This is a genomic window from Brevundimonas sp. AC546 (genome assembly GCF_979258305.1).
This window is the reverse complement of sequence record NZ_OZ409849.1, coordinates 1,793,258-1,815,180: the sequence shown is the minus strand read 5'-3', so window position 1 is coordinate 1,815,180 and position 21,923 is coordinate 1,793,258. Positions and strand designations below refer to the sequence as shown.

The 21,923-nt window shown below is 65.8% G+C and carries 24 protein-coding genes; 15 read left to right on the top strand and 9 right to left on the bottom strand.

The window, feature by feature from the left end; translation table 11 throughout:
- Positions 1 to 471 precede the first annotated feature (471 nt).
- The 3 genes from ACZZZD_RS09015 (at position 472) to ACZZZD_RS09005 (ending at position 2,212) form a co-directional block, all read left to right on the top strand.
- Entirely contained in the window at positions 472 to 1,296 is an 825-nt protein-coding gene (locus tag ACZZZD_RS09015) for a hypothetical protein (RefSeq protein WP_463434399.1), read from the top strand.
- Entirely contained in the window at positions 1,293 to 1,646 is a 354-nt protein-coding gene (locus tag ACZZZD_RS09010) for an STAS-like domain-containing protein (protein ID WP_463434397.1), read from the top strand. The genes ACZZZD_RS09015 and ACZZZD_RS09010 overlap by 4 nt, the downstream gene beginning before the upstream one ends.
- Before the next feature lie 74 nt (positions 1,647 to 1,720).
- A complete protein-coding gene (locus ACZZZD_RS09005) occupies positions 1,721 to 2,212 on the top strand; it encodes a hypothetical protein (RefSeq protein ID WP_463434395.1) in 492 nt (163 codons plus the stop codon).
- Positions 2,213 to 2,364: 152 nt separating this feature from the next.
- On the opposite strand, the gene ACZZZD_RS09000 is transcribed toward ACZZZD_RS09005, so the two are convergent.
- Positions 2,365 to 3,474 (bottom strand): phytase, encoded by a 1,110-nt coding sequence (locus ACZZZD_RS09000; protein ID WP_463434394.1) that lies wholly within the window; start codon positions 3,472 to 3,474, stop codon positions 2,365 to 2,367.
- A 261-nt stretch (positions 3,475 to 3,735) separates the two neighbouring features.
- On the opposite strand from ACZZZD_RS09000, the gene ACZZZD_RS08995 reads away from it, so the two are divergent.
- A complete protein-coding gene (locus ACZZZD_RS08995) occupies positions 3,736 to 6,048 on the top strand; it encodes a TonB-dependent receptor plug domain-containing protein (RefSeq protein WP_463434392.1) in 2,313 nt (770 codons plus the stop codon).
- Between the two features lie 194 nt (positions 6,049 to 6,242).
- A complete protein-coding gene (gene lpdA / locus ACZZZD_RS08990; RefSeq protein ID WP_463434391.1) occupies positions 6,243 to 7,658 on the top strand; it encodes a dihydrolipoyl dehydrogenase in 1,416 nt (471 codons plus the stop codon).
- Positions 7,659 to 7,750: 92 nt separating this feature from the next.
- Here lpdA and ACZZZD_RS08985 read toward each other — a convergent pair whose 3' ends face one another.
- The 5 genes from ACZZZD_RS08985 to ACZZZD_RS08965 form a co-directional block, all read right to left on the bottom strand.
- Positions 7,751 to 9,568 carry a methyl-accepting chemotaxis protein gene (locus tag ACZZZD_RS08985; RefSeq protein ID WP_463434389.1) on the bottom strand — a complete coding sequence of 606 codons (1,818 nt, stop codon included), beginning with the start codon at positions 9,566 to 9,568 and terminating at the stop codon, positions 7,751 to 7,753.
- Positions 9,569 to 9,667: 99 nt separating this feature from the next.
- Positions 9,668 to 12,349 carry a DNA mismatch repair protein MutS gene (gene mutS, locus ACZZZD_RS08980; protein ID WP_463434387.1) on the bottom strand — a complete coding sequence of 894 codons (2,682 nt, stop codon included), beginning with the start codon at positions 12,347 to 12,349 and terminating at the stop codon, positions 9,668 to 9,670.
- Between the two features lie 84 nt (positions 12,350 to 12,433).
- Positions 12,434 to 13,354, bottom strand: coding sequence for an aldo/keto reductase (locus ACZZZD_RS08975; protein ID WP_463434385.1), 921 nt, complete (start codon positions 13,352 to 13,354; stop codon positions 12,434 to 12,436).
- A gap of 94 nt (positions 13,355 to 13,448) precedes the next feature.
- A complete protein-coding gene (maiA, locus tag ACZZZD_RS08970) occupies positions 13,449 to 14,084 on the bottom strand; it encodes a maleylacetoacetate isomerase (RefSeq protein ID WP_463434384.1) in 636 nt (211 codons plus the stop codon).
- Complete coding sequence (locus ACZZZD_RS08965) at positions 14,081 to 14,749, bottom strand: fumarylacetoacetate hydrolase family protein (RefSeq protein WP_463434382.1); 669 nt, start codon at positions 14,747 to 14,749, stop codon at positions 14,081 to 14,083. Before ACZZZD_RS08965 ends, maiA begins: the two co-directional genes overlap by 4 nt.
- A 136-nt stretch (positions 14,750 to 14,885) precedes the next feature.
- On the opposite strand from ACZZZD_RS08965, the gene ACZZZD_RS08960 reads away from it, so the two are divergent.
- From ACZZZD_RS08960 to ACZZZD_RS08930, 7 genes are all read left to right on the top strand, one after another.
- Entirely contained in the window at positions 14,886 to 15,230 is a 345-nt protein-coding gene (locus ACZZZD_RS08960) for an ElaB/YgaM/YqjD family protein (protein WP_463434380.1), read from the top strand.
- Positions 15,230 to 15,640, top strand: coding sequence for a hypothetical protein (locus tag ACZZZD_RS08955; protein ID WP_463434378.1), 411 nt, complete (start codon positions 15,230 to 15,232; stop codon positions 15,638 to 15,640). The genes ACZZZD_RS08960 and ACZZZD_RS08955 overlap by 1 nt, the downstream gene beginning before the upstream one ends.
- A 111-nt stretch (positions 15,641 to 15,751) precedes the next feature.
- Entirely contained in the window at positions 15,752 to 15,934 is a 183-nt protein-coding gene (locus ACZZZD_RS08950; RefSeq protein WP_463434376.1) for a DUF1328 domain-containing protein, read from the top strand.
- 137 nt (positions 15,935 to 16,071) lie between these two features.
- Complete coding sequence (locus ACZZZD_RS08945) at positions 16,072 to 16,695, top strand: hypothetical protein (RefSeq protein ID WP_463434374.1); 624 nt, start codon at positions 16,072 to 16,074, stop codon at positions 16,693 to 16,695.
- Between the two features lie 2 nt (positions 16,696 to 16,697).
- The gene (locus ACZZZD_RS08940) at positions 16,698 to 17,000 is read left to right on the top strand and encodes a winged helix-turn-helix domain-containing protein (protein WP_463434372.1); all 303 of its coding nucleotides are present in this window, start codon (positions 16,698 to 16,700) and stop codon (positions 16,998 to 17,000) included.
- 21 nt (positions 17,001 to 17,021) lie between these two features.
- Complete coding sequence (locus ACZZZD_RS08935; RefSeq protein WP_463434370.1) at positions 17,022 to 17,801, top strand: tyrosine-protein phosphatase; 780 nt, start codon at positions 17,022 to 17,024, stop codon at positions 17,799 to 17,801.
- Entirely contained in the window at positions 17,798 to 19,105 is a 1,308-nt protein-coding gene (locus ACZZZD_RS08930; RefSeq protein ID WP_463434368.1) for an anthranilate synthase component I family protein, read from the top strand. Before ACZZZD_RS08935 ends, ACZZZD_RS08930 begins: the two co-directional genes overlap by 4 nt.
- 2 nt (positions 19,106 to 19,107) lie before the next feature.
- On the opposite strand, the gene ACZZZD_RS08925 is transcribed toward ACZZZD_RS08930, so the two are convergent.
- Genes ACZZZD_RS08925 through ACZZZD_RS08915 form a run of 3 tightly spaced genes read right to left on the bottom strand, consistent with a single transcriptional unit; the run spans position 19,108 to position 20,638 of the window.
- Complete coding sequence (locus ACZZZD_RS08925) at positions 19,108 to 19,650, bottom strand: TadE/TadG family type IV pilus assembly protein (protein WP_463434367.1); 543 nt, start codon at positions 19,648 to 19,650, stop codon at positions 19,108 to 19,110.
- The gene (locus ACZZZD_RS08920) at positions 19,647 to 20,207 is read right to left on the bottom strand and encodes a TadE/TadG family type IV pilus assembly protein (protein ID WP_463434365.1); all 561 of its coding nucleotides are present in this window, start codon (positions 20,205 to 20,207) and stop codon (positions 19,647 to 19,649) included. Before ACZZZD_RS08920 ends, ACZZZD_RS08925 begins: the two co-directional genes overlap by 4 nt.
- Before the next feature lie 29 nt (positions 20,208 to 20,236).
- The gene (locus ACZZZD_RS08915) at positions 20,237 to 20,638 is read right to left on the bottom strand and encodes a pilus assembly protein N-terminal domain-containing protein (protein WP_463434363.1); all 402 of its coding nucleotides are present in this window, start codon (positions 20,636 to 20,638) and stop codon (positions 20,237 to 20,239) included.
- A gap of 239 nt (positions 20,639 to 20,877) precedes the next feature.
- Here ACZZZD_RS08915 and ACZZZD_RS08910 point away from each other — a divergent pair, with 239 nt between their 5' ends.
- From ACZZZD_RS08910 to ACZZZD_RS08900, 3 genes are all read left to right on the top strand, one after another.
- A complete protein-coding gene (locus ACZZZD_RS08910) occupies positions 20,878 to 21,075 on the top strand; it encodes a Flp family type IVb pilin (RefSeq protein ID WP_463434361.1) in 198 nt (65 codons plus the stop codon).
- An 83-nt stretch (positions 21,076 to 21,158) separates the two neighbouring features.
- Entirely contained in the window at positions 21,159 to 21,347 is a 189-nt protein-coding gene (locus ACZZZD_RS08905; RefSeq protein ID WP_463434359.1) for a Flp family type IVb pilin, read from the top strand.
- Positions 21,348 to 21,396: 49 nt separating this feature from the next.
- Positions 21,397 to 21,915: an A24 family peptidase gene (locus ACZZZD_RS08900; protein ID WP_463434358.1), complete on the top strand. Its 519-nt coding sequence runs from the start codon at positions 21,397 to 21,399 to the stop codon at positions 21,913 to 21,915.
- The last annotated feature ends 8 nt before the right edge of the window (positions 21,916 to 21,923 follow it).

The following is a 21,923-nucleotide window of genomic DNA, read 5'->3' as shown; positions in this document are numbered from 1 at the left end:
TGCTGCCGTGATGATGATCGAGCGATCCGACCAGCATTATCGCCAGAGGTATCGCTTGAGGTTGGTGAATCGTCCGCCACCTGCGATAGAAATCGCATGAAGGCCCCCACGTTTTATTTCTCTCGCACCTGTCGTGGACGACGGCTACGGTTTGCCTTTCGACGGCGTAGCGGCGCTGCTCCGTCTAGGTCACCCAGTGGCGGTCGCACTTGGAATGGCTTTCAGCGAGACATGAGGGTTGCAGTCGAGCGGCTAACCATCGCCCGGGCAAATCTTCCGTTGCCAAAAATCGACGCAGGGCCTGTGAAAGTTCCGCGAGGCCCAGCCAAGCTCGGCACCATTTTACATGCTCCGGCTGTCCTTAGCCTGTCGCCTACTGAACGCGACCGTTTCCTTGGCCTCCTTTATGCATACAGGTGGGAAGCGTTCGTCGCTCCGACGTTGGAGAAGCACAATCGTACGAGCTCTCTCGTGGATCTCGCTCCAGTCACGGAACTGACGCTAGATGCTGCATTGGTGTTAGTCGCGGAATACTCGCGCAACTGCCGAAACATCGACTATCGGCCGTTGATTGATGACGCAAAATGGAGCCCGAAAATTAGACTGCTTCTCGAGCAGCTTGGGTTTTACGAGTTCGTGAAGGCGGTCGGGCGTTCAGGGGAAGACGCTCCTCCTGAACCTGGTGGTCGGCAGTTCGTGAAATTTGAGACGGGAAGCCAGGTTCGCGGGGCGCAGGCGACTGCGCTGATCAATAAGATTGCCGCTGTGGCAGGCAGCACGCCAAGGCGGGAAGACATCTACAGTGGCTTGGTCGAGGCTATGATGAACGTGAACAATCACGCGTACTTGGATCGCCCTCCAGAGGTGTACAGTCCCATCGATAGCTGGTGGATCGCGGGCGCCTTCGATGCCAGCACCGAAACACTAGAGTTTGTGGTTTATGATCAAGGCGTGGGCATTCCGGCACGCATCCCGTCAGATCAGACATATTTCGGCTTCCTGAGGCGCTTTCTAAAAGGGTCAGAAGACGCAGACCTCATCGAGGCAGCTATTGAGTTAGGCCGCACCAGCACCGATATGCCTGAGCGTGGTAATGGGTTGTGGACGATATGCCAGGTCGTGGCGGAACTTGACGGTTCGAACGTGCGTATTTTAAGCGGCTGTGGCGAGGTGACCTATTCGAGCGACGGGTCGATCACCAAGAAGAAGTATGGAAATCCATTCTGTGGTACGCTGGTCCAATGGACGTTGAGAATGCCGTCGGAGAGCGCCGCCTTAATGGGACCGATGATATGATCGAGTTTCGTGTAGCGGATATCTTCTCTAGCGACCTTGGTGGTCGCTACAAAAAGAATGGTCCCTACAGCGGTGAAGTTTTTAGACGGGCGCACCTCATTCCGCTTGTTGATCGCGCCATATCTTCCGGCCAGGTTGTGCGCATCAATTTTGACGGAGTGAGCGGCACACCGACGTCGTTCCTCGAAGAGGCCTTCGGGGGTCTGCTTCGTGAACGGCCTGAGTGGACCCTCGACCAGGTGAAAAATTCGATCCGTTTAGAGGCACCTAGCACCCCACTGCTGCGCCCATACATGACGCTCGCGATGCAATATCTCGAGCGCCAAGCTATTCGTCGCCTCCAGCATTAGCCGATCAGTTGAGCCTTCACTGTCAGGTGGCGTGCGCTGCGCCTTTGAGCGGATGGGGCTGGGCGCTAGATAAGTTGGCGCCGCCGCTGGTCGCGGGTTTGGCTGTCGCCCTTGTCGGCTCTTGGTTGCTCGCGCGCCTGAATGAGGGACACCGCGGTCGCCGCGATCATTTGGTCAAGTCGGTGGATCTCCTACTCGCAACGCTGGGAGACCTACAGAAGACGGCAGCAACGTATTGGGCAAAGGCGGGCCCGGTGCCGGAGGAAGAAGCCTCGATCGAATATCAAATCCAACTGCTGAACGTTTTGATGCAAACGTGCGGGCGTGAGATGATCGAAGTGAGCGATGACCTTGATGGGCTGTTCGTTCGCTACGCGAGCGAGGTCGTAACTGATCAGTTCGGATCCGAGTCCAGAGATAGCGAAGCTGACAGGGCGCGGCTTCTTGGCACCATCGCTGGTCAGATCGCCGACCGAGTTATCCGTGGACGACGCGATCTTGTCCACGATAGCACAGACAAAGCGATCACACGTTGGTTCGATCAGCCAGTCACTCCCCAGAGATAGCGGGGATGCTTACGCTCGAGAGCGGACATCGAGAATGTCCGGTTTGGGTCGATGTGGACTTCGCACCGACGCCGACTTGCGGACGTTGATATCTCAACGAGAAACTCGCACCACCCTCACAAATGCTTCGTCCAGGCTGACGTAGCCAAGTCTTACAGCCCCAGCGCGCGGCGGATGTCGCGCCAGTCGACGTATTTGAAGTTCTGGGTGCCGACGTCGTTGACGTCGTCCTGGATGACGACGACGCCGTCGGGGAAGGGGCCGACCGGGCCGCTGGCGGCGGCGAGGCCGTCCGTGCCGGTGATGCGGTCCACCGCGCCGTCCACGACCTTGAACCGGCCCTTATATTCCGGCGCCGCGCCGTCGATGCGCCAGACGGGGAAGGCGGAATCGCCCTGGCTGGAGGCGATCAGGTAACGGCCCGAGGCGTCGGTGATGGTCGTCAGGCCTTCGGCGTCGGCGACCAGAATATCCTTGGCGATGGGCTGGATCAGGGTGCGGGTCGCGCCCGACGCCGGGTTCAGGCCATAGCGCCACAGGCCGACGTTCTCCTCGGTGATATAGAGGGCGTCGGTCGCCTCGTCGGCGGCGCAGCCTTCGGAGATGGTGCCGATCTCGGCGCGGCGCACCTCGCGAGCGGCGGGCTTGCCGTCGGCGCCGACGCTCAGGATGAACTGACGCAGTTCGCCCTCATGGCCGACCAGGATGGCGTGGACCTCGGCGCCGCGACGCGCGAAGCAGAAGCCGTAGGGTTCGATCACGTCGGTGGCGACGGCGCCCCAATAGCGCACCCCGTTGTCGCCGGTCCCGGCCGGATCGAAGGTATAGAGCGAGATGCCGGTCTTGCCCGGCGTGCGGTCGCTGGCGCCCAGCACCACCTGCGGGCGGCCGCCGACCGACAGGCCCTCGACCACATCGACATTGTTCAGCAGGCCTTCGGGCAGGAACTGCAGGATCCGGCCGTCGAAGCCATAGATATAGAGGCCGGACTTCTTGTCCGTGCCGGCGACGAAGCCGGGGGTCTGTTCGCCCATCACCGTGACCGGCGTCGCGCTGGCCCAGACGGCGGGGTCGTCGGCGGCGTCCTGACCGGCGGTGCCGACCGACGGGGTTTCCAGCACGGCCTGCACCGGCGCGCCGGGACCGACGAACCCTTCGCCCTCGCCCTGGAAGTCGACCTCGGTCGTGGCGCAGGCGGCGAGGAGGGCGAGAAGGGAGGCCGTGGCCGCGAAACGGGCGGCGCGTCGGATCGGCGAAGTCATGGCAGGTTCCCGGATGTGATTTCGTCACGTGATTTCGTCGGGGCCCAGATCAAGGCCGACCGCCGACAGGTCAACGGACTTATGGTGACGGTTTGAATGCGGTTCGATGACGCATGGTCGGTGTCAGGACGGATCGTCGCGCAAATGTCCTGAAACCGCGAAATCGCCGTCGTCGAAACGTCGCTTTCGCGTCGCCAGTCCCCGCTATCGGGCCGCCCAACGGCAGAGGTGAAACGTCGCCCGCCGCTGGGGATCATCGAGATGAAAATCAAACTGCTCATGGGCGCCGCCTTGGCGCCCCTCGCCTTCGCCGCTCCAGTTCTCGCCGCCGACGAGGTCGCGCCGCAGCAGATCGCCCAGGCCCCGGTCACGTCGCTGGCGGAAGTTGTCGTCACCGGCGAGCCGGCGATGCGCAATCGCACCGACGACGTCGTGCCCACGCTGTCGTACGACCTGGACTATTTCCAGCGCTTCGAGCCCCTGACCGCCGGCGACGCCCTGAAGCGGGTGCCCTCGGTGACCTTCCTGTCGGACGTGCTGGAATCGGACGGCGTGCGCATGCGCGGTCTGGACTCGGCCTATACCCAGATCCTGATCAACGGCGAGCGCGTCCCCGGCGCCAACCTGGATCGCTCCTTCTTCGTGGACCGCATCCCCGCCGAACTGATCGAGCGGGTCGAGGTCGTCCGCTCCTCGTCGGCCAACCGCTCAGGCGACGCGGTCGCCGGCGCCATCAATATCGTGCTGCGTGACGCCATGTCGCTGGACGGCGGCTATGTGCGCCTCGGCGCGCTGCACTGGGAAGACAGCGAATACGGCCAATGGGGCGGCACCTACGGCGCCGTCTGGGGCGGCCAGGTCGGGCCGGGCCGTCTGCTGATCGGCGGCAACATCCAGGATCGTCGCAACCCCAAGCAGAAGTTCTCGGAACGCTACGACGAGCCGGGCGGCGAGCTGACCGACACCGAAGCCCAGACCGACACCCGCGACGGCACCGACTATTCGGCCAACCTGTCGTATGAAATGCCGGTCGCCGGCGGCAATCTTGAACTGAGCGGCGTTTTCGTCCGCACCGACCGCGTTCAGGACGAAAGCTCGATCGAATATGACGAAGGCGACGTCACCGACGTGGCCAAGGTCAACAGGAACCCGCTCGACATCCTGACGGACAACTGGTCGGTCAACAGCCGCTACGAGCGCGAGATGCTGGGCGGCGAGACGACCTTCAAGCTGGGCTACGCCAACATCGACGACGAGCAGTTCGAGCAGGAAGAGGAACTGGATGTCGGCGACGAGGTGATCGAGGGCGAACGCACCCGCACCAACGTCACCGACGAGGAAATCCAGGCCGCCATCGAGCACAAGCTCAAGCTGGGCGGCGGCATGGAGCTGGAGTTCGGCATCCAGTATTCGAAGAAGAACCGCGACACCTCGGTCCTGTCGGCCTCTGCCGAAGTCGAGGACGAGCCGGTGTTCCGCGCGCTGCTGGACAGCGAATATGGGGATTATGAAGTCGTCGACGGCGGCATTAATTCGATCGAAGAGACCCGGATCGACCCCTACATCATGCTGTCGGGCGAGAACGGCCCTGCGAAGTGGGAGGCTGGCCTGCGTTACGAGACGACCGACTTCTCGATCACGGACGAGACCGTCGGCGCCGCCGACCGCACCAACGACAAGGACTATGGCATCCTGCTGCCGTCCGCGAGCGTGCGCTTCAAGCTGTCGGACAGCGACCGGATCACGGCTTCGGTGGCCCGCACCGTGCGTCGCCCGAACTTCGACTTCCTGTCGCCGGCGCTGCTGGAAGGCGAATACGGCGACAACGACTTCCTCGGCAATCCCGACCTGGAGCCGGAAACGGCCTGGGGCGCGGACCTGGGCTTCGAGCGTCGTCTGGGCCGTCGCGGCGTGATCGGCGTCAACGCCTTCTATCGCGACATCAAGGACTTGATCGAAATCACGAACACGGGCGCCTTCTCCGAGCAGGCCCAAGACGATTATGACGACGCCATCGACGACGGCGCGACGCCGGACGAAGCGGCCGAGGAACTGGTGTCCTACGTCCTGACGGCCGAGAACGTCGGCGACGGCCAGGTCTGGGGCGTCGAGTTCGACCTGTCCACGCCGCTGGACTTCATCGGCATGGAGCATACGGGCGTGTTCCTGAACTATTCGTGGCTGGACAGTTCGGTCGACGACTTCCTGGGCGACCGTCGCTTCAACTCGCAGTCGGACTATGTCTTCAACGTCGGCTTCACCCAGGACATCCCGACCTGGGGCGCGGCCTTCGGCGCCACCTATCGCAAACAGGGCGACGCCAAAGGCCGGATCGTCGGCGAAGAGGTCGTCACTTCATACGGCGGCGATCTGGAGATCTTCATCGAGAAACAGGTCGCGTCGAACGTGGTGATCCGCTTCACCGGCTCGAACCTGCTCGACTCGTCCAAGGACGAGACGTTCGACAAGTTCAACACGATCGAAGATCAGATCGACCGCAGCTACGACGAGTTCGAGATCGAGTCCGAGAACGCGGGTCCGGTGTTCCAGTTGGTCGCGCGGATGGCCTTCTGAGGCTTCGCCTTTCCAGACGACGAAGGGCCGGGCGGCGACGTCCGGCCCTTTTCCGTTCCGCCTCCCCTCCAAAGGTCGCAATCGCGACCCCATATGCCAGCGGGGCGGTTGACCCCGACGGGGCGTCTGCCTACAGCCCCGAGAGCCTGTATTTGCGGGGCCTCTCCCTCCGCGCCGAACGATCAGAGGACACCATGGCCGAAGCTTCCTACGACGTCGTCATCATCGGCGGAGGCCCTGGCGGCTATAACGCCGCGATCCGTGCGGGCCAGCTGGGCCTGAAGGTCGCCTGCGTGGAGATGCGTTCGACGCTGGGCGGCACCTGCCTGAACGTCGGCTGTATGCCGTCCAAGGCCCTGCTGCATGCGTCGGAACTGTGGAACGCCGCCAATACCGAGTTCGCCAAGATCGGCATCGAGGTCCAGCCCAAGCTGAACCTAGGCCAGATGCACAAGGCCAAGGACGAGAGCGTCACGGCCCTGACCAAGGGGATCGAGTTCCTGTTCAAGAAGAACAAGGCCGACTGGATCAAGGGCCGGGGCAAGATCGTGGGCAAGGGCAAGGTCGAGGTGACCGCCGCCGACGGTTCGGTCCAGACGCTGGACGCCAAGAATATCGTCATCGCCACCGGCTCCGAGCCCACCCCGCTGCCGGGCGTCGCCTTCGAGGACGGCAAGGTGATCGATTCCACCGGCGCATTGTCGCTGCCGGCCGTGCCGAAAAAGCTGATCGTGGTCGGCGCCGGCATCATCGGCCTGGAGCTGGGCTCGGTCTGGCGCCGCCTGGGCGCCGAGGTCACCGTGGTCGAGTTCCTGGACCGGATCACGCCGGGCATGGACACCGAGGTCGCCACGGCCTTCCAGCGCACCCTGACCAAACAGGGCATGACGTTCAAACTGGGCGCCAAGGTCACGGCCGCCAAGTCGGTCAAGGACGGGGTGGAGCTGACGGTCGAACCGTCGGCCGGCGGCGCGGCGGAAACGGTCAAGGGCGACGTGGTTCTGGTCGCCATCGGCCGTCGTCCCTACACGGAAGGCCTGGGTCTGGAGAGCGTCGGCGTGACGCCGGACAAGCGCGGCTTCATCGACCATGACCACTTCAAGGTCGCTGGCCAAGTCAATGAGGGCGGCGTGTGGGTGATCGGCGACGTGACCCACGGCCCGATGCTGGCGCACAAGGCGGAAGAAGACGCCGTCGCCGTGATCGACACCATCGCCGGCAAATACGGCCACGTCGATTACGCCCTGGTGCCCAGCGTGGTCTACACCTTCCCCGAAGTGTCCTGGGTCGGTCAGACCGAGGACCAGCTGAAGGCCGCCGGCGTCGCCTACAAGAAGGGCAAGTTCCCCTTCGCCGCCAACAGCCGCGCCAAGATCAACCACGAGACCGACGGCTTCGTGAAGGTTCTGGCCGACGCGGCGACAGACAAGGTGCTGGGCGTCCACATCATGGGCCCGCAGGCCGGCGAGATGATCCACGAAGCCGCCATCACCATGAGCTTCGGCGGCGCGTCGGAAGACATCGCCCGCACCTGCCACGCCCACCCGACCCGTTCGGAAGCCGTGCGCCAGGCGGCCATGGATGTCGAAGGCTGGATGATGCAGGCCTGATCCGGCGCCGCGTCGCAAGGCGCGGTGGTTCAGGACGAGAAAAAGGCCCGGTCGCTTCGCAGCGGCCGGGCCTTTTGCTGTTCAGGGGTGCGTCAGGCGGCCCAAGCGGTCTCTCGCCCTTGAGATTGGTGGCCGGCCTCGATGCGGAAGCGCGACACCAGTTCGGCTAAAGTCTCGGCTTCGTGGCTGAGGGCCTGGTTGGCGGCGGTGGTCTGTTCGACCATCGCAGCATTTTGCTGAGTGGTTTGGTCCATCTGGTTCACGGCGACATTGACCTCGGCCAGACCCACAGCCTGTTCGCGAGCCGAGGCGGCGATTTCGGCGGCCAGAAGGTTGATGTCGGCGACCTGGCCGATCAGGGCGGTCAGGGCGCCGCCGGTCTGGGCCACCAGGCGGGCGCCGTCGCCGACGCTGGCGCTGGATGCGGCGATCAAGCCCTTGATCTCGCGCGCGGCGTCGGCGGAACGCTGAGCCAGGGCGCGGACCTCGGAGGCGACGACGGCGAAGCCGCGACCGGCCTCGCCCGCACGGGCGGCCTCGACCCCGGCGTTCAGGGCCAGAAGGTTGGTCTGGAAGGCGATCTCGTCGATGACGCCGATGATCTCGCCGATGCGGCCCGAGGTGCTCTCGATCTGACCCATGGCGGCGGTGGTGTCGGCGATGATCCGCTCGCGCTCCTCGGCGCCGCTGCGGGCCTTGGCGGTGATGCCGGCGGCGGACTGGGCGCCCTCTGCGGTCTTCTTCACCGTGACGGTGATCTGATCCAGGGCGGCGGCTGTCTCTTCCAGCGCGGCGGCCTGCTGCTCGGTGCGGCGCGACAGGTCGTTGGTGGCGGTGGTGACCTCGGCGGTGCCGGCGCGCATGGCCCCGACCAGTTCGATGATGTCGCCCATGGTCGCCGTCAGGGTGTCGGCGGCGGCGTTGTAGTCGTCCTTCAGCTTCCTGCTGCGCTCGGCGAAGGTGGTGGCGATGCGGTAGGTCAGGTCGCCGCGGGCCAGGGCCGCCAGGCCATCGCCCAGGGCCTCGACCATCACGGCGTCTTCGGCGGCCAGGCGTTCGCGTTCGGCCTCGCCGGCCAGACGCGTGGCGCGGGCGGTCTCGCGCATGGTCTCGGCCTCGGTCTCGGTCTCCTTCTGGCGCACGGCGGCGTCACGGAAGGCGATGACGGCGCGCGAGATCTGGCCGATGTCGTCGCCGCGCGAGACCCAGGGGGCGTCGAAGTCGGTGCGGCCCTGGCGCAGGGCCTCCATGCGCTCGCACAGGCCTTTCAGCGGCGAGAACATCCGGCGCGACACATAGAGGCAGGCGCCTAGCGTCAGCAGGGCCACGACCAAGCCACAGGCGAACAGGGCGATCATCATATGGTTCACCGAGGCCATGAAGTCGGCCTTGGGAATGCCGACATACAGTACGCCGATGGTCTGGCCCGCCGTGGTCTTGATCGGGTCGTAGGCGACGAAATAGGGCTTGCCCAGGATGTCGGCCTGGCCGCGATAGGGTTTGCCGTCCTTGAGCACGGCGTCGAAGACAGGGCCGGGCTTCAGCCGGGTGCCGACGGCGCGCGAGCCGTCGTCCTTGACCACATTGGTCGTGACGCGCAGGTCGCCCATGAAGACCGTCGCGGTGCCGCCGACCAGGGTCTTCACTCGATCCACGGGGGCGGTGAAATCGTTCATCGGGGTCGAGCCGACGTAGAGCTTGCCATCGCGCGCGGTGAAGCCGTCGCCATAGTCGGCCAGCACGTCCCAGGCGACCCGCATGTTTGTTTCCTGACGCTCGGCCGCCCTGGCCTCGGCGTCGCGGGTCAGAAGGACGGCGGCGACCGCCATCACGGCCAGGGTCAGGGCGCCGAGGGCGGCGATGACCATCAATGCCGTCTTGGCCGACAGGGAAAGGGCGCTGAGCTTCATCGTCTGGTCCGGGTGGAAAGGCCGGGGGAGGGGCCGAGCTTCAGACTTGCCGGAACGAGGTTAAAATTCTCAACCTATAAGGGTTCTTGCGTAGTCGACTCAGGCTAGTCCCTTCAGGCGATACAAGGCTTCCAGGGCCTCGCGGGGGCTCAAGGCGTCGGGATCGACGTCCTGCATGGCCCTTTCCAGAGGGGAGGGGCCGCGCATGGGTTCCGGCTCGGCGACAGCGAACAGGGGCAGGTCGTCCAGGCGGGATGCGGCGGCCTTTTCGCCCTCCAGCCGTGTCAGCACCGAGCGGGCGCGGGCGACGACGGCGGCGGGGACGCCGGCCAGTTTGGCGACCTGAACGCCATAGGATCGGTCGGCCGCGCCGGGCGCCGCCTCGTGCAGGAAGACCAGTTCGCCGTTCCATTCCTTGGCGACCATGGACAGGTTGCAGACGTGGTCCAGCCGCGTCTCCAGCTGGGCCAGCTCATGGTAATGGGTGGCGAACAGGGTGCGGGCGCGGTTGGTCTCGTGCAGGGCCTCGGCCGTGGCCCAGGCGATAGCCAAGCCGTCGTAGGTGGCGGTGCCGCGCCCGATCTCGTCCAAAACGACGAAGCTCTTGGGCGTCGCCTGGGTCAGGATGGCGGCGGTTTCGACCATCTCCATCATGAAGGTGGAGCGCCCGCGCGCCAGATCGTCGCCCGCCCCGACACGGCTGAACAGCCGATCGACCACGCCCAGCCGCATGGACCGCGCAGGCACGAAGGCGCCGGCCTGGGCCAGGATCACCAGCAGCGCGTTCTGGCGCAGGAAGGTGGACTTACCGGCCATGTTCGGGCCGGTGACGATGGCGAGGCGCGATCCGTCCTGGCCCGACCCGTCCAGCCGGGCGTTGTTGGGTGTGTAGGGCGACCCTTGCGCCTTGACCGCCGCCTCGACGACGGGGTGGCGGCCGGCTTCGACGCAGAAGACCAGGGTGTCGTCCACCACGGGCCGAACGGCGCCGACTTCCTGCGCCCATTCGGCCAGGGCGGCGTGGGCGTCCAGTTCGGCTAAAGCCTCGGCGACCGCCTGCAGCGGTTGGGCCAGGCGGGCGGCCTCGCGGCGCCAGCTCTCGAAGGTCTCGCCCTCGATGGCCAAGGCGCGGTGGCCGGCCTGGCTGATCTTGGCGTCCAGCTCCGACAGTTCGACGGTGGTGAAGCGGACTTGAGCCGCCAGGGTCTGGCGGTGGATGAAGGGGCTTTCCGGGCCGGCGCGGAACAGGGGTTCCGCCGCCTTGGCCGAGGTCTCCAGGAAATAGCCGAGGACGGCGTTGTGCTTGACCTTGAAGGGCACGCCGGATTCGGCGACGGCGCGGGCTTCCAGATCGGCGACGACGCGGCGGCTGTCGTCGCGCAGGGTGCGGGCGGCGTCCAGTTCGGGACGATAGTCGGGGCGTACATAGCCGCCGTCGCGCGCCAGGTGCGAGGGTTCGTCTACCAGGCCGTCGATCAGGTCGGCCTTCAGCCGCGACACGTCCGCAGACAGGGTCAGCCGATCCAGGGCCGAGGCGATGCGGCGCGGCTGGCCGGTCAGGGGATCGACCTGACCGACGAACAACCCGGCGACGCCCTCGGCGATCGACAGGCCGATGCGCACGGCCGCCAGGTCGCGCGGGCCGCCGCGGCCAAGCGCCAACCTGCCGACGGCGCGGGCGATGTCGGACGAGGCCTTCAGCGCCTCGCGCAAATCTCGCCGCAGATCGCGCCGCTCCAGCAGCCATTCGACGGCGTCGAGTTGTTCGTTGATCGCCAGCGGATCGCGCAAGGGCCGGGCGATGCGTTCGGCCAAAGCCCGCGCCCCGCCCGAGGTGAAGGTGCGGTCGATACAGGCGAGCAGCGATCCTTCGCGCTCGCCGCGCTGGGTGCGGTCGATCTCCAGACTGGCGCGGGTCGCCGGGTCGATGGCCAGAAAGCCGCTTTCACCGAGGCGGCGGGGCGGGGCCAGGGCGGGAACCTTGCCGGCCTGGGTCGTCTCCAGATAGGCGGCGATCAGGCCCAGCGCCGAGACCTCGGCCTCCTCGAAGGCGCCGAAACCGTCGAGGGCGGAGACGCCGTACAGCCGCTCGACCCGCACGCGCGCGGCTTGCGGTTCGGCGATGGCGCTGGCGAGCGCCTGGACCACGCCGCCGGAGCCGTCGAGCGCATCGCGCGTCGCCTCGTCCGAATACATCCGGTCGGTGACCAGAACCTCGGACGGGCGGAAGGCGGCGAGGGCCGCGCCCAGGTCTTCGAGCGAACAGGCGACGGAATCCACCGCGCCGGACGACAGTTCGACCACGGCCACCGCCGCCCTTCCTTTGCGCACCGCGACCGCCGCCAGGCGATTGGCGCCGCGCGCGTCCAACAGACTGTCCTCGGTCAGGGTGCCGGGCGTCACGACCCGCACTACGCCGCGATGGACCACGGACTTTCCGCCGCGCTTCTTGGCCTCGGCGGGGTCTTCCAGCTGTTCGCAGATGGCGACCTTGTGGCCCATGCGGATCAGGCGGGCGAGGTAGCCCTCCATGGCATGGACCGGCACGCCGGCCATCGGAATGTCCCCGCCCTGATGCTTGCCGCGCTTGGTCAGGGTGATGCCCAGGGCGGCCGATGCGACCTCGGCGTCCTTGAAGAACAACTCGTAGAAGTCGCCCATGCGGAAGAACAGGATGGCGTCCGGCTGACCCGCCTTGGCCGTCAGATATTGCGCCATGAACGGCGTCGCGCCCTCCAGCGAGGCGGCGATTTCGGGCGGATGAGTGACAGGCGCGTTCATGTCGCGACAGGGTGACGGATCGCGCCTTGGGTCTCAAGGGCGAACGACGGGCCTTGCACAGGCTTGTGGCCCGTTGGGCGACGATCAGGCGGCGCTGCTGATCCGGGCGCGGGCGCCGGCGGTGAAGGCCGCTGGCGCCTCTAGCGCCAGGGCCGCCCAGTCCAGGTTCGGGCAGGGGGCGTGGGCGGCGGCCAGGATGGCGCGCAGTTCGGCGGCCGAGGCGACGCTGGCCACCACCTTGTCCACGCCCTTCAGGGCCAGGGCGTAACCCAGGGCCGCCTGCATCGGGTCGCAGCGTTGCTCGGCTAAGCGCCGACGCGTGCGCGACAGGGCCTGGGCATGGCTGGCCAGTTCGACCGGCAGATCGTCGCCGCCCGCGAACAGCAGGCCGCCGGCGAAGACCGAAGACAGATGAACGGATGCGCCCGTATCGGCGATGGCTTCCAGCGTCCCGTCCTGGGCCGCGCGCTGGTCCAGCAGGCTGCACGGCACCTGGACCACGTCCGCTTCCAGACGTCGAGCCAAGAGGGCGGGTCCGTCCTCGATCGTGGCGCAGAAACCGATGCGGCGATAAAGGCCGCGATCCTTGAGGCTGCGGGCGCGATCCCACAGGGCGCGACCCTCGGCGCCGGCCAAGTCGGCGGCGTTGGAAATCAGCAGGACGTCGCCGCGCGGCAGGCCCATCCGCTCCAGCGAGCGCCGGGCGCGCGCCTCGACCCGGTCCACGCCTTCGCCGATCGGCACGGTCCGCACCGTCACCTGGAAGGGGGAGGGGAAGGGCCAGGCCTGACCCAGCAGGCGTTCGCCGTCGCCCTCGGGCCGGGTGGCGATCAGTTTGACGCCGGCGTCGGCCCCCGTTTGCAGCAGGAACCGCATGGCTTCTTCGCGGGCGCCGGACGGCGCGCTCATGAAAGCGCCAGGCGCGCGTTCGGGCTCTGTCACCACGGCGAGGGCCAGGCGATGGATGGGCGACGACGCCGAAGGTGTGGCGGGGGAATACGACACCCCGGCACAATGGCGGCTAATGCTTAAGGGACGCTGAGCGAGACCTTACGCGAACCTTACTTATCCACCGCTGATATGCGCGGTCCGGTGTTTTTCAGGCGTCGGCGTCGGGCTGGCGATCAGGATGAGCGGACGCAAAGGCAGGGTGGGCTTCGGCGGTCGCCTCGATAGCCCGAAGGCGGAGCCAAGGCGTCAGGTCCAGGTTGAACCGGCGGGCCGAATAGATCTGTGGAATCAGATAGCAGTCCGCCAGCGTCGGCGCGTCGCCAAAGCACCAGGCGCCGCCGTGGCGCGCAATCAGGGCTTCCAGCGCGTCGAATCCCGGCGCGATCCATTGGGCGGCCCAGGCGTCCACGGCGGCCTGATCGGCATTGAAGTCGCTTCGGATCGCCTTCAACACCCGCAAGTTGTTCAGCGGATGAATGTCGCAGCCGATCAGAGCGGCCATGGCGCGCACGGCCGCGCGATCATTCGCCGCCCGCGGCAACAGGGCCGGTTCGGGGTGGGTCTCCTCCAGCCATTCGAGGATGGCCGGGCTTTGGGTGACGATCAGGTCGCCGTCCTGAAGGGCGGGGACCATGCCCTGCGGGTTCAGCGCCAGATAGTCGGCCGTCTTCTGCTCGCCCTTGCGCAGGTCGTGGGCGGCGAGGTCATAGCCCAGTCCTTTCAGGTTCAGGGCGATGCGGACGCGGTAGCTGGCGCCCGAACGCCAGTAGCCGTGCAGGATCATGGCTGAATCTCGAAGCTGAGCGTCTCCAGACCCTCGACGGTCACGACCACGCGGTCGCCGGGGCTGACCGGGCCGACGCCGGAGGGGGTGCCGGTGAAGATCAGGTCGCCGGGTTGCAGGCTCCACAGGGCCTGCGCCGCCGCGACGATGCGGTCGGGGTTCAGGATCATGTCGTCCAGCGCGCCCGCCTGTTTGACCTCGCCGTTGACGCTGAGGCCGATGGCGCCGGCAGGATGGGGCAGGGCGCCCAGGGTGATGGGGCCGCACGGCGCCGACTGGTCGAAGCCCTTGGCGGCGTCCCATGGGCGGCCGGTTTTCTTGGCTTCGGCCTGGAGATCGCGTCGCGTCAGGTCGCAACCGACGCCCCAGCCGACGATGGCGACGCCGCCGTCCGCATCCGGCCCGATGGCCGCGACCAGTTCGGCCTCATAATGCAGGTTCGCCGTCGCCGACGGATAGGCCGGGTTCGCCCCATCCGACACGACGGCGTCGCCGGGTTTGGCGAAGAAGAAGGGCGTCTGCTTGTCAGGGTCCGACCCCATCTCGCGCGCATGGGCGGCGTAGTTCTGGCCCACACAAAGGATGCGGCGGACGGGAAACCGCTGGTCGGTTCCAACGATCGGCAACGAAGCGGTGGGGCGGGGCGGGAACAGCCATTGGGTCATGCAGCTGTTCTAGTGCGGCGAAAAGCCCGTGGCGAGAGCAGAGGCGGGCGCCCATCTGTTGGAACCTCGTTCGGAGTGTGGCGTTGCCAGACGGGGTTCTCTATTCTACCGCCAAGCTTTCAACGGAGCGCGCACCATGGCCACCACCAAGGCTCGAGAAGACATCAAGGCCGACCTGAAGACCCTCAAGGAGGATCTGAAGACCGGCGCCCGCGAGGAAACCCAACGCCTGCGCGAGAAGGCCGCCGAGGCCGAGGCCAAGCTGCGCGCCAAGAGCGACGAAGTACGTGAACAGGCCCGGGGCTATTACGACGAAGCCCGCGTGAAGGGCCGCGAATATTACGACGACGCCGCCGAACGCTTCGACGAGGCGCAACGCTATGTCGTCGAACGCGTGCAGGAGCGTCCGCTGCAATCGACCGCCGTTGCGCTCGGCGTCGGCGTCATTCTGGGCATGCTGCTGGCCGGCCGCCGCCGCTGATGTTCAAGGGCATCGTCAAAAAGCTGGTGGCGACGGCTGTCGTCGCCGCCAGCGTGTTTCTGGCCGTCGTCTTCCTGGGCCTGACCCTCTTCTATGCGCTCAGCCTCAAGCTGACGCCGCTGGGCGCGGCGGCCGTGACCTTCGGCCTGTTCGCTCTGGTCGCTCTGATCGTGGCGGTCGTCTTCCTGAAGAGCGACAAGCACGACGAGCACGACGAAGAGGACGAGCCTGAAGGCCTGTTGGGCAAGGTGATCCACATCGTGCGGGAGCGACCCATAGTGGGCGCCGTCGGCGGTCTGGGCGCGGCCTTCCTGCTGCTGCGCAATCCGGCGCTGGCTGCCATCGTCGCCAGCATGGTCGCCGACCGCAAAATGGACCAGGGCGGCTTCTCGCGCCGTCGTCGCCGCTGATAGAATCTGACAGAACGACGGAACGGCCAAGCCGCGACGACGTTGATGTATCGGACCGACGAACGGCTCTAGGGTCGCCGACGGCAACATCAACTCAGGAGAGCTAAACCCATGATGCGTTGGGCAATTATCTTCCTGGTCGTGGCCTTGGTCGCGGCCGTTCTCGGCTTCGGCGGCATCGCGAACTTCTCGTTTGAGATCGCCAAATTCGTCGCTGTCGTCGCCATCATCCTGTTCGTCATCGCCTTGGTGGCAGGCGGACTTCGCGGACGCGGCGGCTCGCCCCGACTATAGGCGACGGATCAAACAGATTGAGGGGCGGGACTTCGGTTCCGCCCCTTTTCTATGCGCGAAAACGATAGCAAAAAAGAACTTTACAACACAAAGTTATTAGGCGAGGCTTCCTCATCGGATTTGAGGAGGAGAGACCTATGACCCGCGAGACCCAGGCCATTCAGGACGACATCGCCTATATGCGCAGCCTCGCGCACGAGGGGCGTCATGCGCCGCTTCTGGCGGGGCCGATCCTGATCATGGCGTCCATCGTTTTCGGCGCCGCCAACATCGGCCAATGGGCCATTCAGGCGGGGATAATCCAGGTCAATTCATGGATGCAATTGGGGTTGTGGATCGCCTCTGGCGTCATCTTCGCCATCGGGTTGACGGTCCTGATCGGACGCATGAAGGGTAAGCCAGGCATCAACTCGGCCGGCAACAAGGCGGTCAGCGCGGCATGGTCGGGCGTCGGTTACGGCATCTTCGTCACCTGGCTGGCGCTGGTCGCCCTGTCGATTAAGACCGGGAACTGGTCGTGGATGGCGGTGATGCCGACGACGGTCCTGGTCGCCTATGGCTCGGCCTGGATGATCAGCGCAGCGATGACTGGGACGCGCTGGATGTCGGTGACGGCGCTTGCAGCCTATGCCGGCGCGGTCGCGGTGGCCTGGTTCATCGACAGTCCGATGATCTATTTAGTGTTCACGGTCGTCCTGATGGCCGTCGCCCTGGTTCCCGGGATCATCCTGATGCGTCAGGAACCGTCGGAGGTGATCTGAGCATGGCCGATGATTTCGACATCAGCCGGATCGACGACGTCATTCACGGACGCATCCGGCTGGGGATCATGGCCTATCTGTCAGGGGCCGGGACGGCGGACTTCACCAGTCTGAAAACCCGGTTGCAGACCACGGACGGCAATTTGTCGGTTCACCTGCGCAAGCTGGAAGAGGCCGGTTTCGTCGCCGTGACCAAGAGCTTCAAGGGCCGAAAGCCCCTGACCGAGGCCAGCCTGACCGATGTGGGACGCGACGCCTTTGTCGCCTATCTCGACGCGATGGCGGGCCTGCTGCCAGAGCGATGAAATCAAGCTAGAAGCGGGGCCATGACCACCCGCCTTCACGCCTTCGAGGCCATCGACAACTTCCGCGACTATGGCGATTACGCCACGACGGCCGGGCGGCGCGTGCAGCCCGGCCGTCTGCTGCGTTCGGCCCACCATGCGCGGGCCAGCGAGGCCGATCTGGAGCGGCTGAGGCTGCTGGATATCGGGGCGGTGGTCGATCTGCGCCGCCCGGGCGAGCGGCGCGACCAGCCCTCGCGTCGACCGGAGGGCTTCAACGGTCTGGTGATCGAAGGCGGCGTCGACGACGGGGCCGAGGCGCCGCACATCGCCTTCCTGAAAACTGCGGACCTGACGCCGGATTCGGGGCGGCGGTTCATGGAAGCCACCTATCGGACCCTGCCGTTCGATGCGTCGCACCAGGATGTGTTCGCTCGCTATTTTCGGGCCTTGGCCGAGCAGGATCGGCCGGTGGTGATCCACTGTGCGGCGGGCAAGGATCGGACGGGCTTCCTCGCCGCCCTGACCCACCACCTGCTGGGCGTGTCGCGTGACGACATGATCGAGGATTATCTGCTGACCAATACGGCCGTCGATCTGGCCGGACGCGCGCCTGGTATCGCCAGGAAACTGCACGAGATGACCGGACGCCTGGCGTCGGACGACGCTGTCGTCGCCTTCCTGGGAGTCGAGGCCGCCTATCTGCAGGCGGCGGTGACTGCGGTCGAGGCGCGGCATGGGTCGGTGGACGCCTATATGCGCGACGCCCTTGGTGTGGATACCGCCCGGCGCGACCGGATCGTGGAGCGGCTGTCGGCGTGAGCGAGGTTCTGAGCCACGTCGTCAAGCGCGATGCTCTGTGGGTCGAGCCGGTCGAGGTCGCGGCAGGACTAGGCGGCGGCGACGGAGCCTTGGCTCTGTTGTCGGATGGTGGACCGGGCGGGCGCTGGTCGCATGTCGCCACGGCGCCGGATATGGTCCAGGTCGGTCCGGTCAATGACGCGGCCCCTTTTGCGGCGTTGCGAGACCCGGCGTTCGCCGCGGGCGTGATAGGGCTGGCCGCCTATGACGCAGGGGCGCGGCCGGCGACGGGGAAGCGAGAGACCCCTTGGCCCGACCTGATGTTGGCCCGGTATCCGGCCATGCTGAGCTTCGATCATCACCAGCGCACGGTGCGCGCCGTCGGGCGGGGCGCGACCGCAGAGGCGGCAGGTGAGGCGGCGGACCTTGCGATGAGTTGGCTGGCGAAGGCCGTGGCGATCACGCCGCCATCGGCGCCGTCCGAGACCTTCGAGGCCGAAGCGCCGTCCGAAGCCTACCGCGCCGCCGTGTCAAATGTGGTGGAGCGGATCGCTGCAGGCGAGCTGTTCCAGGCCAATATCGCGCGGGCCTGGTCCGGTGGGTTGAAGCCGGACGCCGAGCCGTTCGATGTCTTCCTGCGCTTGCAACAGGGTCGCGCCTCGCCGTTCGGCGCCTATTGGCGGATCGGGGAGCGGGCTCTGGTGTCGAACTCGCCCGAGCTGTTCCTCGCTTTCGATCCCGCCAGTCGCCGCATCGAGGCCCGCCCGATCAAGGGCACCCGCCCGCGCGCCGCCAATGCCATCGAGGACGCCGCCCTGGCGAACGAGTTGCAGGCCAGCGCCAAGGACCGCGCCGAAAACCTGATGATCGTCGATCTGATGCGAAACGATCTGGCGCGCGTGTCACAGCCGGGTTCCGTGCGCGTCGAGACCTTGTTCGAGGTCGAGCATCACCCGACCGTGCATCATCTGGTCTCGACCGTGACTGCGGTGGCGGAGGCCGGCGTCGGTCCCGCCGACCTGCTGGAGGCGACCTTTCCGCCGGGGTCGATCACCGGCGCGCCCAAACATCAGGCCATGAAGGTCATAGCGGCGCACGAACCGCCACGCGGCCCCTGGTGCGGGTCATTGTTCCTGATCAAAGATGACGGCGCCCTGACGGCGTCTGTGCTGATCCGAACGGCCGGCTTCGAGCGGTCGGGGGGCGTCTGGCGCTTTCGCACCCTGGCGGGCGCCGGCATCGTCGCCGACAGTGATCCTGTGGCCGAAGAGGCCGAGACCGACGCCAAGATTTCAGCGATGCGGGACGCCTTGGCCGGGCGGTGAAGTCAGCAGCCCGTGCAGGCGATGAAGTCTACGATGCGCGGTTGCAGATAGGCCATGCGGCGGAACTTGGCGGGGACAGGCGACACCCGATCAAACGGCGACTTGTAGTCGTACTCGGCCTCGGCGACGATGACGGACTGGTCGACGGCCAGCAGGGCCGGCGGGATTTTGGCGTCCGCCGCGAGCAGCTTTGCGTCCATCCCGTCTCCGACCCCGACACTCCAGTCGACCCGATAGGTATCGGCATTGATCCGCGTGACGCTGCTGACCCGCTGTTTCAACCCTGACCCGGGATACGGCGCCATGATCAGATAGCCGATGTCGAGAACCTCCTCGACCTGTAGCTTGGTCATGGCGCCGCCGTTTCGAGACACGATATCCGCCACCATCGAGGCCGTGTGCCCGGTGCGTTTCAGCGCCATATAGCCCTGGCAGAATTCGACCATGCCGAAATAAAGCAGGATCACGATCGGGGCGATGAAGGCGAACTCGACCGCCGCGACGCCGCGCGTATCCCGCGTCCACAGCCTTATACACGAAATCATGAGGGCGATCCTGGCGGGGATGCGGGCGGAATTATTGCCGGGAATTCTTCATTGCGGAAGGCGGTTGCGGCGGTGAGAAGCACCTTGCCGTTTCCGATCCGCGAGACAGACTGGCTCAGAAACGGCGTCATCAGCGGATGCGCATACCAGACGCGCACCAGAACCAGACTGGTCGGGCCACCGCCGTCATAGGTGGTCTTGTTGGAATCCAGCGCGCCGTCGGTGATCGGCTCCTCGCGGTCCTCGTCGGTCAGGGCGAACTGCGGAATAACGCGCACGTCGACCGTCGCCCGATTGATGCAATCGTTCTCGAACAGCGCCATTCGGCTGCAAAGTTCGCTTTTGAAGCGCGCCTTGTCGAACGCCTGGGCTTGAGCTTGACCGGTGCGGAGCAGACGGCCCGTGTCCGTCGTCGCCGTTTCGAGAACCGAATTCAGAATGAAGACAATGCCCAGTTCCAGGATCGAGAAGATCATCAGGAAAAAGGGGATCGCGACCATGCCGAACTCGACGGCCGCGACCCCTTCACGTCCGCGCTGGCGTCGCAGACGTCGCATCAACGATCCCGGAAAAGCCATGTCGAAGATCAGGGGGCGGTCGAGGGGGCGGCGGACGACGCCCGGATGCTGGGGGTGCAGGAGGCGCCGCACGCCATCTCTGTCGCCTGGGCGCCGCGCCAGACGCGAACCGAGCCAGTCGATCCGCCCGTCACCACGATTTCGCGCTGGAACAGGGTGCGTCCTGTGCCGTCGACGGCGACGACTTCCGTGACGCCATAGCCCTTGCCGACGATGAACAGGGTGTTGGCGTCCACCATGGAGACGTCGGCGATCTGCGGATTGCCGACGATGATGGAAGCCGCGGCGCCGCGAAGCTGAACACGCGCAGAGCGATCAATCTCGACATTGAGCGCACCGTCCTGGGCGCTGGCGACGATGGGCGCGGCGATCAGGGCGATAGCGAGGAGGGCAGCAGGGATGCGGGACATCGGCGGCTCTGAATAACGGCGCGTGCAGACGCGGACGCACGCATGATGCAACGACGATCCTCAACAAAGGCTGAACCCGCTGACTGAGAAATTTGTTTGGTAAATCCGCGCGTAACCAAACCTCGTGACTCAGATTTAACGGGGGTCTGGCATTTTGATCCTGCGTTTGGGGGTCAAGCGGGCTACCGGCTCCCCCCGCCAAGTTGCTCGCTAGACCATTTGAAAAAGAGGACTACCCCATGACCAAGTTCATCTCGCGCTTCGCCAAAGACGAATCGGGCGCCACCGCCATCGAATACGGCCTGATCGCCGCCCTGATGGCCGTCGCCATCATCGCTTGCCTGAGCGCCTTCGGCCCGCAAATGAAGGCTGCCTTCACCGGCATCGGCGACTCCATGAGCGGCGCTCAGGGCAACGATATCACCAAAGGCGCGTAATCTCTGAAGTCGAGATTATCGTCTGGAGGGCCGGCCGGCATGGCCGGCCCTTTTGATTCAAAACTGCGTCGGGAGCGTTCAAGATGTATCAGTCGTCACGTCGGTTCCTCGATGATCGCTCAGGCGCGACATCCATCGAATACGGATTGATCGCCGCCTTGATGGCTGTGCTTATCATCACCGTTCTCTCGGCCTTCGGCCCGAGTATGAAATCGGGCTTTGTGAAAATGGGGTCCGATCTGGCCACCCCGGCGGACGTCACGAAGCGCTGAGGCGGACTTGGAAACCAGGATTTAAGGTCTCCGTGCCAGGGAAGGTCTCATGGACATCCTTCTGCTCATCGCGCTTGGCGTCTTTCCGGCTCTGGTCATCGTCGGCGGTCTGCACGACCTGATCACGATGAAGATCCCCAACTGGATTTCTCTTGCGCTCGTCGCCGCCTTCTTTCCCGTCGCGCTGCTGATCGGCGCTGCGCCGATGGACATCGCCGTACACGTCGGGGTCGGCGTAATCGCGCTGCTGATCGGCATGGGGATGTTCGCCGCCGGCTGGGTGGGGGGAGGCGATGCGAAACTGCTCGCCGCCAGCTGCCTCTGGATGGGCGTCAGCGGCGTCCTGCCCTTCCTGATCTGGACGGGTCTGGCCGGCGGGGCCTTTTGCCTCTTGCTGATGACTGCACGCCAGTATTTCCCGATGGTTGCGCCCACAGCGTCGCAAGGCTGGGTCGTCAATCTGATGCAGCCCAAGGGCGACATTCCTTACGGCGTCGCCATCGCCGTCGGCGCGCTGCTCGCCCTGCCCGAAAGCGGTCTGGTCGCGACTTTCGCATCCGGCCGCTGAGCCTTTGC